Annotated in this window: 8 protein-coding genes; all 8 read right to left on the bottom strand. The window is 72.4% G+C overall.

All coding sequences use genetic code 11. From position 1 onward, the window contains the following. Nucleotides 1-9 precede the first annotated feature (9 nt). Entirely contained in the window at nucleotides 10-1,278 is a 1,269-nt protein-coding gene (locus ACFFQA_RS34260; protein WP_377861328.1) for a hypothetical protein, read from the bottom strand. Between the two features lie 4 nt (nucleotides 1,279-1,282). Then, complete coding sequence (locus ACFFQA_RS34255) at nucleotides 1,283-1,696, bottom strand: YbaB/EbfC family nucleoid-associated protein (protein ID WP_377861325.1); 414 nt, start codon at nucleotides 1,694-1,696, stop codon at nucleotides 1,283-1,285. Between the two features lie 113 nt (nucleotides 1,697-1,809). After that, entirely contained in the window at nucleotides 1,810-5,133 is a 3,324-nt protein-coding gene (locus ACFFQA_RS34250; RefSeq protein ID WP_377861322.1) for a right-handed parallel beta-helix repeat-containing protein, read from the bottom strand. A gap of 6 nt (nucleotides 5,134-5,139) precedes the next feature. After that, nucleotides 5,140-7,602 (bottom strand): hypothetical protein, encoded by a 2,463-nt coding sequence (locus tag ACFFQA_RS34245; protein WP_446681698.1) that lies wholly within the window; start codon nucleotides 7,600-7,602, stop codon nucleotides 5,140-5,142. After that, nucleotides 7,595-8,956 (bottom strand): type VII secretion protein EccB, encoded by a 1,362-nt coding sequence (gene eccB, locus ACFFQA_RS34240; RefSeq protein ID WP_377861320.1) that lies wholly within the window; start codon nucleotides 8,954-8,956, stop codon nucleotides 7,595-7,597. The genes ACFFQA_RS34245 and eccB overlap by 8 nt, the downstream gene beginning before the upstream one ends. A gap of 6 nt (nucleotides 8,957-8,962) precedes the next feature. After that, nucleotides 8,963-10,372, bottom strand: a complete 1,410-nt coding sequence (gene eccD, locus ACFFQA_RS34235; RefSeq protein ID WP_377861318.1) for a type VII secretion integral membrane protein EccD — start codon at nucleotides 10,370-10,372, stop codon at nucleotides 8,963-8,965. Continuing rightward, complete coding sequence (eccCa, locus tag ACFFQA_RS34230) at nucleotides 10,369-14,394, bottom strand: type VII secretion protein EccCa (protein ID WP_377861315.1); 4,026 nt, start codon at nucleotides 14,392-14,394, stop codon at nucleotides 10,369-10,371. Before eccCa ends, eccD begins: the two co-directional genes overlap by 4 nt. Continuing rightward, nucleotides 14,391-17,324, bottom strand: a complete 2,934-nt coding sequence (locus ACFFQA_RS34225) for a WXG100 family type VII secretion target (RefSeq protein WP_377861313.1) — start codon at nucleotides 17,322-17,324, stop codon at nucleotides 14,391-14,393. Before ACFFQA_RS34225 ends, eccCa begins: the two co-directional genes overlap by 4 nt. Nucleotides 17,325-17,335: the final 11 nt, after the last annotated feature.

The following is a 17,335-nucleotide window of genomic DNA, read 5'->3' as shown; positions in this document are numbered from 1 at the left end:
GGGCTGCGCTCAGTCGGAGCCGCGCGGCAGCGTCGGGCGGCGGGCGAGGCCCGGCTGGGCCTCGTCGAGCGTGTGGTCGCCGAACGGCTGGAAGAACCCGATCTCCCTGCCCTGGTCGTCGCGCAGGACCTGCCGGTCGTCGGTCTCCTCGAACGGCGTGCCCGCCGGGGCGAGCAGCCCGATCTCCTCCCCGTCGGCGTTGGTCAGGATCTGCGGAACCTCCGGGATGCCGACCTCAGTGGCCATGGGCAGCAGTCGCACGGCCGGCCGGAGCTCGCCGCGCTGGGCTTCGTCGAACGTGTGGTCGCCGAAGGGTTGGAAGAACCCCTTCTCCGTACCATCCCTGCCCACGAACACCGTGCGGTTCCCATTGTCCTCCAATGCTGTTCCCGCGGGGGCCAGGACGCCGATCTCCTCGCCCCGCGCGTTGACCAGGACCTGCGGGGCCTCCGGGATGCCGAAGTCGGGGTCGGCCGGTTCTCCTTGCGGGTCAACGAACTTCATCACCGTCGTCACCGGCTGGAGCTCGCTGCGCGGCACCTCGTCGAACGCGTGGCCGCGCAGGGGTTGGAAGAACCCCTTCTCCTCGCCGTCCTTGCCCATGAAGACCGTGCGCCTGCCGTTGTCCCGCAACGACGTGCCCGCGGGGGCGAGGATTCCGACCGGTTCTCCCGCCGAGTTCGTGACGACCTTCGGGACCTCGGGAATGCGGATGTCAGGATCCGTCGGGTTCCCGTGCTGGTCGACGAACTTCACGGTGGCGGCCGGGACGGCTTTCTCCGAGCGCCGCATCGGGGCGAGCGCGTTCATGCGCCGTGCGGGGGCGCCAGGACCGTTGCCGTTGCCGCCGTTGCTGCCCGGCGGAGGGCCCTGGAGGAACAGGGCGTTGCGCCCCAGCTCGATGGCGTTCTCCTCGGTCTTCTCGTACCCGGCGGCCATCTGCGCCACGCCGTCGGCGACCGCGTAGGCCGCCTTGGCGAGCTTGTGCACGCCGTCGACGAACTTCTGGGAGCCCTGCTTGTAGCCGGGCGAGAACTTGTCCCACGTCTCGTCCGACTCGCCGTTGACCAGCGGCTCGTAGTTCAGCAACTGCTCGTGGTGCTGGGCGAACCCCCGGAAGCCGTCTCCGACTCCGCGATAGCCGAGCCCTCCTCGGCGCATTCCCTCCGTGTTGACGGTGATCGGCTCGGAGCCGCCGTAGAACTCCGAGCCCCCGTTGCCGCCGGGTGGGGAACTGCTCCCCGAGTAGGAGCCGCCACCGGTGTTCGTCTTCGCCATGGCTTCAGTCCCGGATGTTCATCACGTCGCGGACGGCGTCGTTCAGCTGCGGCTCCGGCGACAACAGCGACTGGAGGTCGACATCGCCGGTGAACAGCTTCCGGGCGTCAACACCTGGGGGCAGCGAGGGCGCGACCGCCTCCGCCGCCTCGGCTGCCGCCTTGTCCTGGGCCTCGGTGATGGTGCTGAGCACCGCCGCCGCCAGTTCGGCGGGCGCCATCCGCTTGTAGGCACCGGTGGGGAACTTGACGTCCGTGATCACCCCACCGTGCCCGGCGGTCACCGACACCGTCTGCCTCGGCGCCGTCACCGTGCACGAGATCTCGCGAAGCCGCCGCTGGGTCCGCTGAAGCGCTTCGTACTGCTCGCGGTACTGCGCCATCAGGTGCTCGACCTGCTCGGTGTACGAAGTGGACACGGCGTGCCTCCTGACGTCGATGCTGTTCCAGTGCACGGGGCCGGGCGGTTGTGGGCAAGGAGCCGAGGCGCGGACGGCGCGTTGGTGAAGGGGTGTTCTTCCCTTATCGCCACTCAGCCGACCGACGCGAGCCCCTCGTCCAGCGAGAGAGCCGTCAGGTCGGTGCGGGCGAGCGCGTGCAGGTCGGCGGCGGCGAGCGTGCGGGAGGCGGCCGTCGTCGCGAGCCGGTGCGCGAGCCGATGCGCTCCCCGCGCGGTGCGGTCGCTCTCGCCGGCCAGCAGCTCCCGCAGCGCCGCCGCCACCTCCTCCGGCACCTCGTGCCCGCGCCGCACGAGGTGCCGGACCGCCAGCTCCGTCAGCTGCGCGCCGTCGTACTCGCCGAAGTCCCAGCGCTGTGCGAAGCACCCGCCGAAGGTGCTGGAGAGGTCGGAGAGCCGGGCCAGCGCGGCCGGTTCGCCCACCAGCAGCACGACCGGCCCCGCCGGGTTGCGCGTGATCGCCTCGGCCAGCGCGTCGACGGTCTCCGCGCGGCGCTCGGCGGAGTCGGTGACCCACTCCTCGTCGGCGTCGAGCACGAGGACTCCGCCGGTGGCGTCCTCGAACGCCTTGGCGACCAGGCTCGTGGCCTGACCGGGCCAGCGCGGGCACAGGTCCCCGCCGACGGACACCCGCACCAGGTGCCCGCCGCCGACCAGGCCGAGCTCGGTCAGGCACTGGGCGTACAGCGCCGCCACCGCCCGGCGCCCCGTTCCGGACCGGCCGGAGAGCACGATGTTCGCCTGACGCCCCAACGACTTCCTGCGGTTGTTGAGGTCGCACAGCCGGACCAGGTTCTGCCCGGCGGCCTCCCGGACCGGCTCCAGCCCGCACAGCCCGGACAACCGCCGCCACCCCAGGCTCGCCCGCACCGCGGCCGCGGGGTCCGTCGCCGCGTCGGGCCGCTCCGACCGGGGCGCCACCTCCGCCAGGGCCGCCAGCTCGGTGTCCAGGTCCTGCGCGGTGAGCCTGCTCAGCTCCGAGTCCTTCGACGGCGGGTTCAGCGCGAGGCGGGACGCCTGGTTGCTGACCATCGCCTCGAACAGCTTGCGGGCGACGCGGCCGTTGCCGAAGGTGTCGTTCTTCGGCACGCGCTCGAAGTAGTCGACCAGCGCCCGCACCGCGTCGTCGGTCAGCTCGAAGTAGTGCTTGCGGCACAGGTTGGTGGTGATGGTGACCAGCTCGTCGACGCTGTAGTTGGGGAACTCGACCGTCTTGGAGAACCGCGAGGCCATACCGGGGTTGGAGGCAAGGAACCGCTCCATCAGCTCGGAGTAGCCCGCGACGATGACGACCAGCTCGTCGCGGTGATCCTCCATCATCTTCATCAGCGTGTCGATGGCCTCCTGCCCGAAGTCCGGGCCGCTGCCGCCGGACTGGCTGGACAGGGTGTACGCCTCGTCGATGAACAGCACGCCGCCCATCGCCTTCTCGACCACCTCGGCGGTCTTGATCGCGGTGGCTCCGATGTACTGGGCGACCAGGTCGGCCCGCGCCACCTCGACCATGTGGCCGCGCTCCAGGATGCCCAGCTCGGCGAGGACCGCGCCGTAGAGCCGGGCCACGGTCGTCTTGCCCGTTCCCGGCGGGCCCGCGAACACCAGGTGCCTGCTCATCGGCGGCATCGGCAGGCCCATCTCCTGGCGGCGCTGGGTCATCTTGATGAGGTTGATCAGCCCGATCACCTCGCGCTTGACCCCGTCCAGGCCGACGAGCGTGTCCAGCTCGGCCAGCGGCCCGTCGAGCATGGCGCCGGCGGCGTCGCCGAGCGAGCTGGGCTCCTCGGCGGAGACCGGCTCCGGCTGCCGGGGCGGGACCTCCGCGCGCTCGGGGGCCCGGCGGTCATCGGTGACGATCTCCGCGACGGTGAGCCGGTCGTGCTCGATCCGGCGGTGCACCGGGCTGCCGCCGCTGCCGGTGATCGTGCAGTCGGTGACGGTCACGGCCTCCTCGGTGTCCAGCAGCACACCGTCGCCCGCGCTCGCGGTGACCTCGCAGGCGCGGACCTCCGCGCGCGCCCCGCCGCGCACGTGCACGCCGTGCCGCCGTGCCGAGCGCACCCGGCACCGCACCGCCCGCAGGGTGCCGCCGGTGTCCACGCCGATGCCGTCCTCCGCAGCGCCGACGACCTCACTGTCCTGAATGGACAGTTCGGCGTCGTCGACGTGGAACCCACCGCCGCGCAGCTGGGCGGAGGTGAGGACTCCCCTGGCACCGTTGGACAGCGACACCAGGCGCTGCGCGGTCCCGCTGACCCGCAGGTCGGTCACCTCGGCGGCGGAGTCCTCGGTCAGTGCGAACCCGACGGCGTCGGTGACCTCGATCGCCGCGTCGGAGAGCTTCAGCGTCGACTTCGCCTTGACGAGCACGGCGGGCCCGGCCGACGTGGTGGCCCGCAGGCCGCCGAGCTCGACCTCGGCCCCCGCGCCGACCAGCACCGAGCCGTGCGTCGTGCCCTCGACCCGCAGCACGGTGAAACGCGGCGTGGCGGCACCGTCCACGACGACGCCCATCGGGCTGTCCGACACCTGGCAGTCGTCGAACCGGGGCGAAGAGCCGCCGGTGACCTGGACGGCGTTGCGGGCGGCGGAGGTGAACCGGCAGCCCCGCAGCAGAGGTGACGCGCCCCCGGCGATGTGCGCCGACTGCATGCCCGCGCCGGTGAAGTCGGAGTCGGCGACCGACACCTCACCCGTGCTCGTCACGTACAGGTCGAGGTTCGCGCTCTCGCTGACCGTGACGTCGCGGATGTCCGCGCTGGCCTCCTGCTCCACCACCAGCGCGGGCTTGCCCGCGCCGACGATCCGGCAGTCCTCGACGACGGCGTGCGCCCGCCCGTTGACGCACACGCCGTTGCCCCCGGCCTTGCGCACGACCACCCGCCGCAGCACCAGCGAACCCTGTTCCGCCACAACAACACCGGAGGACGCCACCTCGGCGATCTCGGTGTCCTCGACGGTGCTCGGCAGCGGCGAGGTCACGACGAGCCCGGCGCCTCCGCTGCTGGTGACCGAGCAGCCGCGCAGCACAACACAACCCTGGCCCCGGGCCAGCACGGCCGCCCACGACGAGGCCGAGACCCGGCAGTCGTCGAGCGCCACCTCGCCTCGCCGCACGTCGAGCGCGGCGAGGCTGCCGTCGGCGCAGCTGAGCACCAGACCGGACAGCTGCGCCGCCTCCGCGTCCACCACGACCGCGCTGCCGGTGCGGACCAGCACCTCCACCGTGCCGGGCCCCTCCTCGGCGGTGAGGGTGACCATCCGGTCCAGCACGAGGTTCTCCTCGTAGCGGCCCGGCATGACGCTGATCATCGCCCCGTCCCTGGCGTTGCGCAGCGCCGCGCCGATCGTCGGGAACGAACCCGGCCGGTCCGCCGCCACCACCAGAAGCTGTCGGTTCATCGCCCCTCACCCTTCCGAACGGACCGGCTGGACCAGGCCCGGCAACGTCTGGAACCGCCGCGCCGAGGACTCGGCGACGCGGACCTTCCCCTTGGCCTCCGCCCAGGTCCGCGCGCAGCGGCGCAGCGAGTTGACCGCGAGCTCGTCCAGCGACAGCCGGTTGCGGTCGACCCGGCCGGAGGAGTCGATCTCCCCGGCCGCCAGCTCCCGCAGCAGGACCTGACCGCGCCGCCCCTCGGCGGGCTCGGTCAGGTCGAGCACCTTGAAGCTCGTGCCGGGCACGAACAGCACCCGGTCGGCGGTCGCCCCGGTCTCGGGTTCGAGCAGCTTCGTCCGGCGTGAGGTCATCGACCACAGCAGCACGTCGACCTCACCCCGCTGCCCGGCGCACGGCGCGGTGAGCGCGTTGACGAAACCCCACTCGGTGAAGAGCTTCCGGCTCCGGTACAGCTCCCACTCCTCCGGCGTCGGCGACAGCGTGAACACCGTGGCGCCGCGGTGCGAGGGCAGCCTGCTCAGCCCGGAGACCACGCAGCGCGCGAAGGGCACGTGCGGGCCGACGGCGGCCAGCCGCAGCGGCAGGTCCACCTCGTCGCCCTCGGCGGACAGGTACAGGCGCACCGCGACCGCGTCGGTCAGCACGCGGCCGGAGGACCGCTCCAGCGCGCCCTGGAATCCCGGGTGCTCGGAGAGCACGCGGGCCACCGAGTTCGCCACCGCCGCGTACTCGCGGCTGAGCGTCCGCCGCAGCCACGTGCGCTCCTCGTCAAGGCCGCGCTTGGGCAGCAGCGCCGCGGCGGCCGTCGAGGGCGTGGGCTGGATCGTCGCGACCGCCTCGGCGGCCTCCTCCACTCGCGCCTCCGCGACCGGGGCGGGTGCCGGAGCCGGAGCTGGAGCCGGTGCGACCTGGACCGGCGCGGGCTCCGGTTCCGGTTCCACGGCGGGCACCTCGCTGAGGAAGCCGTCGGGGACCGGCGAGCTCTCCAGCCGCAAGGCAGCGGGCTCCGGGGGTTGAGCCGGTTCCAGCGCGGCGCGGATGGCGCTCCCGTCCACAATGGACTCCTCTACGGCCTCCACCGAAGAGTCCAGCGAGGACTCCACAGTGGACTCCGCAGCAGGCTCCTCAGCCGGTTCCGCGGCTGTCTCTTGCGCGGGTTCGATGGCAGCCATCGCACGGCCGACGACCTTGATCGGCGCGTTCGCCACCGCCGATGCGGGCAGCAGAGCGCTCAGCCTGCGCGTCGCGCCGTCGAGGCGGGCCAGGACGTCCTCGGCGAGCTGCCGCATCCGCCCGGCCATCTCGTCGGTGCCCGCCTCGAACAGCACCTGGTGCCGCCCGGCGTCGGGCGCGGCGGAGCGCACGGCGGTGGAGTGCGCCAGCTCGTGCGGCGGGCGCAGCCAGAGCCCGGACTGCACGATCTCCAGGACCGCGTCCGGGGCGTACCAGTAGACCGCCGGGGCCACCTCCTGCACGCCGAACACCGGAGCGCGGTGGCTCACCAGGAACGGCGGCGGGGCGGGCTGTCCGGGCGCCAGGGGCACGTAGCCGAACTCCTGCGCGAACGTCCGCCAGCCCAGCGTCCCGTCGAACTGCACGGTGTAGATGGCCGGATCGGTCCGCGACCCGACCGGGATGCCCGCGTAGCAGACCACGGACTCGCCAAGGGCGTTGGCCAGGCCCTGACCGTAGGACAGACCGTCCGAGTTGGACACTGAGGACACCGGGCCGAACCGCACCAGCCGGATGCGGCTGCGCACGGTCTCCGGCAGCCACCCCCAGAAGCGGGTGACGTCGTCCAGCGAGACCGGCGCGGCGCCGGGGCAGCCCAGGACGACCGTGCACACATCGGGCTGGCAGGGCAGGGTCTCGATCAGCCGCGCCCGGTGCCCGCGCAGCACGGTCTCCGGCGCGCGGGGCCGCAGCCACACGCCGCCGGGCAGTGGCTCGGCGACGCCGGTGGAGCTGGTGGGCACGATCTCGGCCAGCGACTCCGACTCCCAGCTGGGGCGCGGGAACCGCTTGGCCTCCCAGCGCGGCGGCTTGCCAGGCTGGAAACGCACCCAGCCGCTGCCCCGCCCGGCGTCGACGAACAACGAGCCGCCGACGCCGGGGATGACGGTGCCGTCGGGCGCGATCACCGTGCGCCCCAGGCGTTCCGAGAGCCACTGGCCGGCCAGCGCCGTGGTCTCCCTCGACCGGCCGCCGATCACCAGCCGCACGCCCCTGCGCCTGCGGGGCAGCAGCCGCGCGGCCGACTCCCACGCCGAGAACGGGCTGTCCGCCGGCAGGTCGACCACGACCAGCTCGTGGTCGGGGTCCTGGGCAAGGGACAGCGCGAAGTCGCGGATCTCGCTGCGCAGGTTGTCCTTGGGGTGCACCACGAGCGCGTTGCCGACGGTGTGGCTGGTCATCTCCGGACCGCCCTCGTGATCGGTGCGGCGCTTGGTCAGCAGGGCCATCTCAGCCACGTCCTTTCTCGATCACGCCCACCGCGGTGCGGCTGAGGGCGGGTCCGCTCGGGATCGCCGCGAGCACCTCGGCGGCCATCGGGCGCGGCGTCAGGCCGCCGAAGCCCAGCGCCTGGATGGTCTCGTCGCTGGTGAGCGCGTACTTGAAGCCGCGCTCGGTGATCAGGAAGCGCTCCGGCTTGGCCCCGGGGCCGGTCGGCGCGGGCACCGACGCGACGAGCATCCCCGTCGCGGGCTTGACGTAGGCGCCGATCTCGGTGTTCGTCCCGATCCAGGCGAACCTGCGCTCGGCGGTGACCGCCTCGCTGACCACTCGGGTCTGGAACGTGTTCTGCCGCAAGCAGAACGACCGCTCCCCCGCGACCAGCGACCGCGCCGTGAGCAGGTCCGGGATCCGCGTGGTCAACGAGGTGTCCGCCGAACGCGGCGCGCTCGCGACGTCAGCGGCGTCGACCGCCACCGCCGCCCTGCCCGACTTGGCCTGGAGCAGCGCCGACTCGGTCCGCGACAGCGGCGCCAGCCCGTCTGCGCGCAGGACGTAGAACTGCTCGACGCCGTTGCCTGCGACCTGGCGGAACACGGTCCCGACAGTGTGCGGCGCTCCGCCGATCTTCGTGCTGCCGGTGCCCGCACCCGGGATCTGCGCCGCGCCGATCACAGGTCCGTCCGGCAACGCCGAAAGCCACGCGGGCGGCGCGGTGGGCGGCGTCCCGGTGCCCAGCCCGAGCGCTACCGGAACGCTCTGGTCGGCCAGGCTCAGCTTCTGGTTCTGCCACACCAGGTACTGGGTGCCGGAAGCCGCGCCCACCCACAGGTACTCATCAGCGGCGATGGGCTTGGACTCCGCGTCCGGGTTGAGGTTCACGCTCATCAGGCCCGTTCCCGGAACGGGCTGCGGCAGGCACAGCAGCCACGACCCGGTGACCAAACCGTCCGGCGCCGGGACCGAGTCGGGCGCGTCGGGGATGCCGATCGGCAGACCTCGCTCCAGCTCGCTCAGCGACGCGCGCGAGATGCTCTCGGTGCGAGCGCCCTGGCCCTGCACCAGCATCGCCGACGCGTGGTTGCGGACCGGGACGAGCACACCGCGCTGGTAGACGTAGCGCGCTCCGGTCTCCTTCTCCACCAGGATGACTCCGGGCTTGCGCCAGGCCATGTTGCCGCCGGGGTTGATCAACCCGTACACCCAGAACGCCACGCCGACGAGCAGGGCGAGCACGACGCCGAAGACCATGCCCGTCAACGCGCGCCGCGCGGGCGGCTCGCTGTAGTTGGTGTCACCGAGCAGCAGCGCGGCGCTCATCCGCCCGACGAGCGTCTGATAGGCGTGGACGTGGTCCCGCTGGGTCTGCATGCCCGATCACCCGGCCAGTCCGCGCGCCCAGGCGAAGACGCCGAGCACGTGCATCAGGAACGGCACCAACGCGATCGCCGCGCAGCTCTCCAGGACGTTGCCCAGGTGCGCCCAGATCGGCAGCAGCCTGCGGTGGGCGGGACGAAGCGCGGCGAGCACCAGCAGCAGCGCCACCACGAGCAGCAGCACGATCCCGACCCCGCGCCACACCGGGGTGAGCTCCGCCAGCAGCGACAGCACGAACAGCACCGCGCCCGCCGTCCCTGCCAGGGCGAGCGAGACCCGCTGGCCGATGTTGAGGAACTCCCGGGACCGCAGCAGCACCAACGCCGTGAGCAGACCGGTCAGCGTGTACTCCACCCATCCCGCGCCGTCCATCAGGTGCCAGAAGGCGGCGGTGAACACCACGGAGGAGCCGATCGCGAGCACGCTCAGGTAGCGGTCGGCGTTGCCGGTCTGCTCCACGATCTCCGCAGCCGGAGCGGGTTCCACGTCGATCTTGAGCTCGTCGGCGGTGCGCGGGAGCTGGGGACCGCGCAGCCGGGCGGTGCGCGTGGCCAGCTTCGGCGCGAACAGGGTCACCGTGAAGAACGCGGTGAGGACCACGGTGGCGTTCTGGTGCGGGGTCAGCCCGACTCCGAGGTGCAGCCACATCGCCACGACCGCGCCGATCCCCGCGACCGCGGCGGTCCCGAACGGCACGATCGGCAGGTCCGGGGCGAGAATCCGTTGCGCGATCAGCAGCACCGCGGCGGTGCCGCCCATCGCCAACCCGCCGATGAGCACGCCGACCGGCCGCAGCTCCAGTGCGCCCCGCACGCCCTCGGCGCCGACCAGGCCGGAGAGCCCGGCGAACGCACAGCTCGTCACGCCGACGATCGCCGCGAGCCCGCGATCGCGCAGTGTCCGCGCCACCAGGATCGCCGCGGTGAACAGGATCGCGGCGAGCACCCCGGCGCTGACCGACGCGACAACGCCGCCGGAGTCGCTGAACAGGGCCACTCCGATCGCGCCGAACACCACCACGGTCAGGCTCAGGAACAGCCGCCGGTTGACAGTCTCGTTCCACCGGTTGCCCTGGCGGTTGACCGCTGTCGCCATGCCGTCGGCGACGTCGTCGAAATCCAGCTCCGGCAACGGGTCCTCGGCGCGGGAGAGGTGGAACTGCTCACCGTCGAGCCAGTCCAGCGTCTCGGGTGTGCCGTCCGGGTCCAGGGGAGCCTCGCCCAAGCGCTGCAACACCCAGGAGCCGTACTCCTCGGCCTCGCGCGGACGGTCCTCGTCCCGCACGACGTGCCGCACCAGCGTCGGCATGAGCGCGGCAACGGTCGTGGCGACCGGCACCGCGAGATCGGCCCGACCGCTGGGGCCGAACACCGTGATGCGGCACAGTTCGGCGATGGGTGCGCTGGTCACGTCCCTGACCTCCTGGACGACACGCCGACGGCCACGTCATCGCCGTGCTGCGACGCCGCGACGGGCACGAAACCGGTCTGGATGAGCTTGACGCCGCGCCGGGTGACGAGCTGCGCGCGGCCGGGGGGCAGGGTTCGCGGGGCGGCCTCGCCCAGGAACTTGCCCTCTTCCTTGGGGTAGGAGAACAACAGCGCCGGGGTGCCGAGCTCCCACAACCGGCGCAGGACCGGGTCCATCATCCCGCGCAGGGCGTTGGCGCTGCTGCGCGCGACGACGAGGTGGAAGCCGATGTGCACGCCCTGCGCCAGCAGGGGGAGCAGCGCGTCCATGGGGGTCCCCATGGTCATGCCGCCGCCGAAGAGCTCGTAGTCGTCGACGACGACGAACAGCTGCGGGCCGTCCCACCAGTCCCGCTTGCGCAGCCGCTCCGAGGAGATGTCCGGTCCCGGCACCCGCTTGTGCAGCGACACAGCCGCCTTGGTGGCCAGGTCGGTCAGCGTGTCCGAGCCGATCGCGTGCCCGATGCGGTACTCGTCCGGCACCATGCCGTCGAGGTCGCGGCGGGAGTCGCCGAGCAGGATCTTCGCCTCGCCCGGCCGGTAGCCCGCCACGATCGAGCGCAGCACCAGGCGCAGCGCGTTGGTCTTGCCCGTCTCGGCGTCACCGAGCAGGAACAGGTGCGGGGTGACGGTGAAGTCGTGCCAGACCGGGTTGAGCCGCTGCTCGTCCTGGCCGAGGCAGATCCGCAGGTCGCCTTCTGGCCGGGGCAGGTCCACGATCGGCAGCTTCGTCGGCAGCAACCGCACGCCGGGCGCGCTGCGGCCGGGCCAGAACGTGCGCGCCTCCTCGACGATGGACTTCGTCGCCGACGCCAGGTCCTCGGTGTCGCCGCTGCCGTCCAGGCGCGGCAGGGCGGCGAGGAAGTGGAACCCGGAGCTGGTCAGGCCGCGGCCGGGCTGGTTGGGCACGGTCGCCGCCTTGCGGCTGGCCACCTCCGACTCCATCGCGTCGCCCAGCCGCAGCTCGAACCGCGTGCCGAGCACGTCGCGCAGCCACGGCCGGATCTCCGACCACCGGGTGGAGGTCACCACCAGGTGGATGCCGAAGGACAGGCCGCGCGCGGCGATCTCGGTCAGCTTCGACTCCAGGTCGCCGAAGTCCTGGCGCAGCGTGAACCAGCCGTCGATGACCAGGAACACCTCGCCGTGCGGGTCATCGACCTGCCCGGCCATGCGCGCCTGCCGGTAGGCGCTCATCGACTCGAAGCCGCGCTCGGCGAAGGCCGCCTCGCGCAGCTCCATCACCTGGATGATCTCCTCGATGGTGCGCACCACGCGGTCGCGCTCCATGCGCGTGGCCACCGAGCCCACGTGCGGCAGGCCGCTGATCGACATGATCCCGCCGCCGCCGAAGTCCAGGCCGTAGAACTGGACCTCCTCCGGGGTGTGGGTCAGCGCAAGGCCCAGGATGAGCGTCCGCAGCAGCGTGGACTTGCCGGTCATGGGGGCGCCGACGATGCCGACGTGCCCGTCCGAGCCGGACAGGTCGGCCACCAGCAGCTCGCGCACCTGCTCGTAGGGCCGGTCGACCAGGCCCACCGGGACGCGCAGCAGGCCGCGCACTGCCGGGTCCTGCACGCTCATGCCCAGCTCCGGGTGCGGCAGCACGCTCGGCAGCAGCGAGTCCAGGCTCGGCGAGTCCGCCAGCGGCGGCAGCCACACCTGGCGGGCGGCCGGTCCCGCGCCGACCAGGCGGCCGATCAGCACCTCGGCCAGGCTCGGCGCGTCGTCGCCCGCGGGCTCCGGCGCGGCCGCCTTCGCGGGCTGCTCGGACTCCACCGGGTGGATCTGGTGCAGCAGCGGGTTCGGCCGCGTGTAGAAGGGGGCGATCTCACCGGCAGCCGTCTCCTCGGTCGCCTTCCCGCCCTCCGGCGCCGCCGTCGCGCACGGGCCGGAGACGTAGGCGCCCTTGAACCGGATCAGCGTCGAGGTGTCGATCTTCAGGTAGCCGTTGCCCGGGGCGGAGGGCAGCTCGTAGGCGCTGGCGACGCCGATCACGCTGCGGGACTCCATCGAGGAGAAGGTGCGCAGCGCGACGCGGTAGGACAGGTGGCCCTCGACGCGGTGGATGCGGCCCTCGTCCAGCCGCTGCGAGGCCAGCAGCAGGTGCACGCCGAGGCTGCGGCCGAGCCGCCCGATGCTGACGAACAGCTCCATGAACTCCGGCTTGCTGGCCAGCAGCTCGCTGAACTCGTCGACGACGACGAGCAGCGTCGGCAGCGGGGCGAGCTGCCCGCCGGTGGCCCGCGCCTTCTCGTACTCGAACAACGAGGCGTAGCCGCTGTCGCGCAGGATCTCCTGGCGGCGGATCAGCTCGCCGTTGAGGGAGTCCTGCATGCGGTCGACCAGCGGCAGCTCGTCGGCCAGGTTGGTGATCACCGCCGAGGTGTGCGGCAGCTTGTCCATGCCGAGGAAGGTCGCGCCGCCCTTGAAGTCGACCAGGACGAAGTTGAGGATCTCCGAGGAGTGCGTCGCGGCCAGGCCGCACACCAGGGTGCGCAGCAGCTCGCTCTTGCCGGAGCCGGTGGCGCCGATCAGCATGCCGTGCGGCCCCATGCCGCCCTGCGCCGACTCCTTCAGGTCCAGCTCGACGACCTCGCCGTCCTCGGTGACCCCGATCGGCACCTGCATCCTGGCCCGCTGCGGCGTCCGCTGCCGCCAGAGCCCGTTGACGTCGAAGGTGTGCACGTCGCGCACGCCCAGCAGGGTGGTCAGCTCGAAGTCCGTCTCAAAAGGACGGTCGACGACGTCCACCGTGCCGCTGGTGCGCCTCGGCGCGATGATCCGGGCGAGGCTCTCGGCCTGGCCGAGGCTCAGCGCGTCGCAGGTGGCCGAGCCGGTGTCCTCGCCGGCCGGGTAGGAGACCCGGCCGTCGCGGCAGGTCAGCCGCAGCACCTTGGCCCCGCCGGGCATGGTGCCGGTGACGTCGAGCAGGACCACGTTGCGCAGGCCGGGCCCGAACAGCGGCGAGTGCTCCGGGATCGACGCCAGGTGCGCCACCACCACGACCAGGGGCTCGGCGACGCCCGCCAGAACGCTCTTGTCGTGGTCGCCCCGGTCGGTGACCTCGGGGCCGAGCAGGTCCATCAGCTCGTCGTGGTCGCAGGTGAGCATCCGCAGCGGACCGGCGGCGTCGCGGGCGGTGGGGTGCGCGGTGTGCGGCAGCCACTTCACCCAGTCCCACTCGGCCTGGTTCGCCTCGCCGGTGAGCACCGCGAGGCGCAGCTCGTCCGGGGCGTGGAAGGTGACCAGCTGGCCGAGCATCGCGCGCACCAGGCCGACGGCGTCCGTGGCGTCCCCGGCGAACTCGACGCTGGTGAAGCTGCGCAGGCCCACCGAGATCGGGATGCCGGTGACGGTCCGGTAGGTCTCGCTGAACCGGCGCAGCGAGATCGCCGACAGCGGCTCCAGGTCCTCGATCGGCTTCGTCGACGGCGGCGTGAACTCCATGGCCGCCTGCTGGGTGCCCAGCCCGATCCGCACCCGGCCGAAGTCGTCGTGGCTGCCCCGGCGCTCCCACAGCCGTGGCCCGCGCGCCAGCGACCACAGCCAGGACGGGTCGGGGTTGTTCCACGCCACGGCCTTGCGCTGCGCGTCGGCGGTCTCCCTCGCCCGCCTGCGCAGCTGGCCGATGTAGCGCAGGTAGTCGCGCCGTTCGGCGTTGAGCTTGCGCTTGCGGTCGCCCGCGCCGCGGCTGAGCTGGCTCAGTCCCATGGCGACCATGCCGATCGCCATCGCCCCGGCCATGATGTAGATGAACGGCGAGGCCCCGACGGTGCCGATACTGGAGAAGACCAGGACCATCGCGATCGGCCCGATGGCCATCGGCAGGAACATCAGCACGGAGCTGAAGTCCCTGGTCGCAGGCTCCGGCATCACCGGGGGCTCCTGGAGCTCCTCCTGGCCCTCCGGCATCTCCGGCCCGGCCAGCCGGGGCCCGCGCTTGACGGTCGAGGTACTCACTCGATCACCCCCGGTGCCTTGGGCGCGGGCGTCGACCACGCGTCCTCGTTCTGCTTGAGCAAGTCGGCGGAGGTGCGCTCGGCCTCCTCCTCGGTCTCCTCCTCGGCGACGGGCACCTGCTCCGGCTCCTCCGGGGGACCGTCCTGCCCGCCGCACCCCGGCAGCTCCTCCGGGTCGAAGGGCCGGGGCAGGTAGTCCGAGGCGTCCAGCCGCCGCCCGACCGGCTCCGCCACGGGCCGCGCGGAGGCGCTGGAGGTGTGCTCCCACGGAGTCGTCTCGCGCAGCGCGTAGTCGGTCACGATCTCCGGCTCGGGCTCCTCCCGAGTCCGCGAGGCCGCGGCGGTCAACCACAACAGGCTCCCCGCCGCCGCGACGTCCCACGCGCTGGTGTCCTCGTCGGACCCGGCTGGCCGGACCACCGCGACGCGGTCCTCGTCCGCCGAGTCGACCGGAACCTGGTGCGCGGCAACGGTGTCGCCGGTGGTCGCCCACTCCTGCGGAGCGACCGCGGGCGCGTCAACACCCTGCGGCTCGCCCATCCCGGACCGCTCAGCGCTTTCCCAGGGCTCCGTCTCACCGCCGAGCAGTCCCGACGCGTCGGAGCGCTCGGAGCCGTTGGTCGCAGCGGGCGACACGGGAGCCATGGGCATCATCGGCATCTGTTGCGCACCAACGCCTTCCCCGCGCGCCGCCCACTCCTGCGGGTCAACGGCGGGCGCGTCAACACCCTGCGGGTCACCCATGCCGGGAAGCTCAGCACCCTCCCACGACTCGGTCTCGCCGCCCAGCAGTCCCGACGCGTCGGAGCGCTCAGAGCCGCTCGCGGCGGCAGTGGCGGCGGGCGACATCGGAGCCATCGGCATCATCGGCATCTGTTGCGCGCCAACGCCTTCCCCGCGAGCGGCCCACTCTTCCGGAGACACCGGAGGCACATCCACGCCACCCCGAGGCTCACCCATGCCAGGAAGCTCAGCGCCCTCCCACGGCTCAACCTCACCACCCAGCAGACCCGACGCATCCGACCGCTCAGCACCACCGGCATTCCCACCAGCACCCGGCGCCATCGGAGCCATGGGAGACATCGGCATCATCGGCATCTGCGACGCACCGAGCCCGTCACCAGCGGCCCACTCCTGCGGATCAACGGCGGGCGCGTCAACACCCTGCGGGTCACCCATGCCAGGAAGCTCAGCGCCCTCCCACGGCTCAACCTCACCACCCAGCAGACCCGACGCATCCGACCGCTCAGCACCACCGGCATTCCCACCAGCACCCGGCGCCATCGGAGCCATGGGAGACATCGGCATCATCGGCATCTGCGACGCACCGAGCCCGTTACCGGCGGCCCACTTCTCCGGGGTGTCCGACGGCAGGTCGGACAGGCCCTGCGGATCGCCCAGCCCCGGGAACTCCGGGCTCTCCCAGGGCTTCACCTCACCGCCGAGCAGACCCGACGCGTCCGAGCGCTCCGGCCCGCCCGCGGCGCCGCCCCCGGCTCCGGGAGCGAACGGCATCGCGGGCGGCATGGACATGCCGCGCTGGTCCGGCATGCCGAGCTTGCCCGGCCCCTCGCCCGCGGCCCAGTCCTCGATCTCGGGCAGCTTGGGCATGACGGGCGGTTCGACGCCCTTGAGGTCCGGGGCGGTCAGGTCGGGGAGCTTGTTCCCGCCACCGCCGTTCCCGCCACCGCCGAAGCGCTGCGGCGGCTGCACGTTCCCGAGACCGCCCCGGCTCCCGCCGCCGGACGGCGGGGTGACGCCACCGGGGAACGGCAGCACCGGCGGGACCGACCCGGAGCCCGGCTGGAACGGCGTGACACCGGGCGGCGTGAACCCGTTGCCGCCCAGCGAGCTCGGGTCGAAGGCTCCGGGGTTGAGGCTGCCGGGAGCGAAGCCCTCCGGCGCGAGGTTCGGCGGGGTGAACCCCTCGGGGCCGGGGTTCTGGGGGTTGAACCCCTCCGGGTTGAAGCCCTCCGGACTGAAACCCTCCGGGGAGAAACCTTGCGGCGTAAAGCCTTCCGGGGAGAAGCTGCTCGGATCGAAGCTCGCGGGCGAGAAGTTCTGCGGGCCGGGGTTCTGCGATCCGAAGTCCTCCGGGGTGAAGTCCTCGGGGTTGAAGTCGAAGCTGTTCGGGTCGAACTTGTAGTCGTTGGGGTCGGGCTTGTAGTCCTCGGGGTTGAAGTCGTTCGGGCCGGGACCGCCGCCGAGCGGGTTGGGCTGCGGCACCGGCTGCACCTCGGTGACGAACCTGGTGTCCTCGTAGGTCGTCGCGAGGCTCTTCAGCACCTGGCGCATGTCGCTGGTCATCATCTGGACGATCTGCTCGTTCCAGCTGACGTAGGTGAGCCCGTTGTCCATCTGGTACTCGATGGGGCTGAACAGGCCCGGGAACGAGTTGTTCCACGCCTGCGCGATCCGGCGCGCCTCGGCGGCGTAGTGCACGTCGATCTCGGCGACCTGGCGGCGGGCGAAGTCGAGGTGACTGCCCGCCGCCCACAGCTGCTCCGGCACCGGGTTGAGCCGGGCGGGGCCGCCGTCGAGCTGCTCGGCGTGGTTGAGGAACGCGGTGGAGAAGGGCTCCATCATGCTCTTGAACGCCGTCGCGGCCTCGCCGCGCCACGCCCCGTCCTCCCCCGCGAGGGCCTCGGCCTGCTCGCGGATGCTCTTGCCCACCATGGCCAGCACCTCCTTGGCCATGCGGAAGTCGAGCGCGGCCTGCCACAGGGAACCGGGGTCGGAGACCCCGCCCGCCCGCTGCGCTGCGTCGTCGCGCTGGTCCTCCCCCACCGCGGCCGAGCCGGTGATGGCGGCCTTGATCTGCTTCCAGGACCAGGTGTCGTAGTCCGCCTTGCTGCCGCCCGATCCGTTGCCGGCGGCGAAGTACGCGCCATCTTCGATGGAAAAGCCTTGGGGGGAGGTCTCTTCAGGCATGGTCCGGGCTT

Source organism: Allokutzneria oryzae (genome assembly GCF_042429765.1).
Classification (GTDB): domain Bacteria; phylum Actinomycetota; class Actinomycetes; order Mycobacteriales; family Pseudonocardiaceae; genus Allokutzneria; species Allokutzneria oryzae.
The sequence above is the reverse complement of the archived record's forward strand: the minus strand, read 5'-3'. Positions and strand labels throughout refer to the sequence as shown.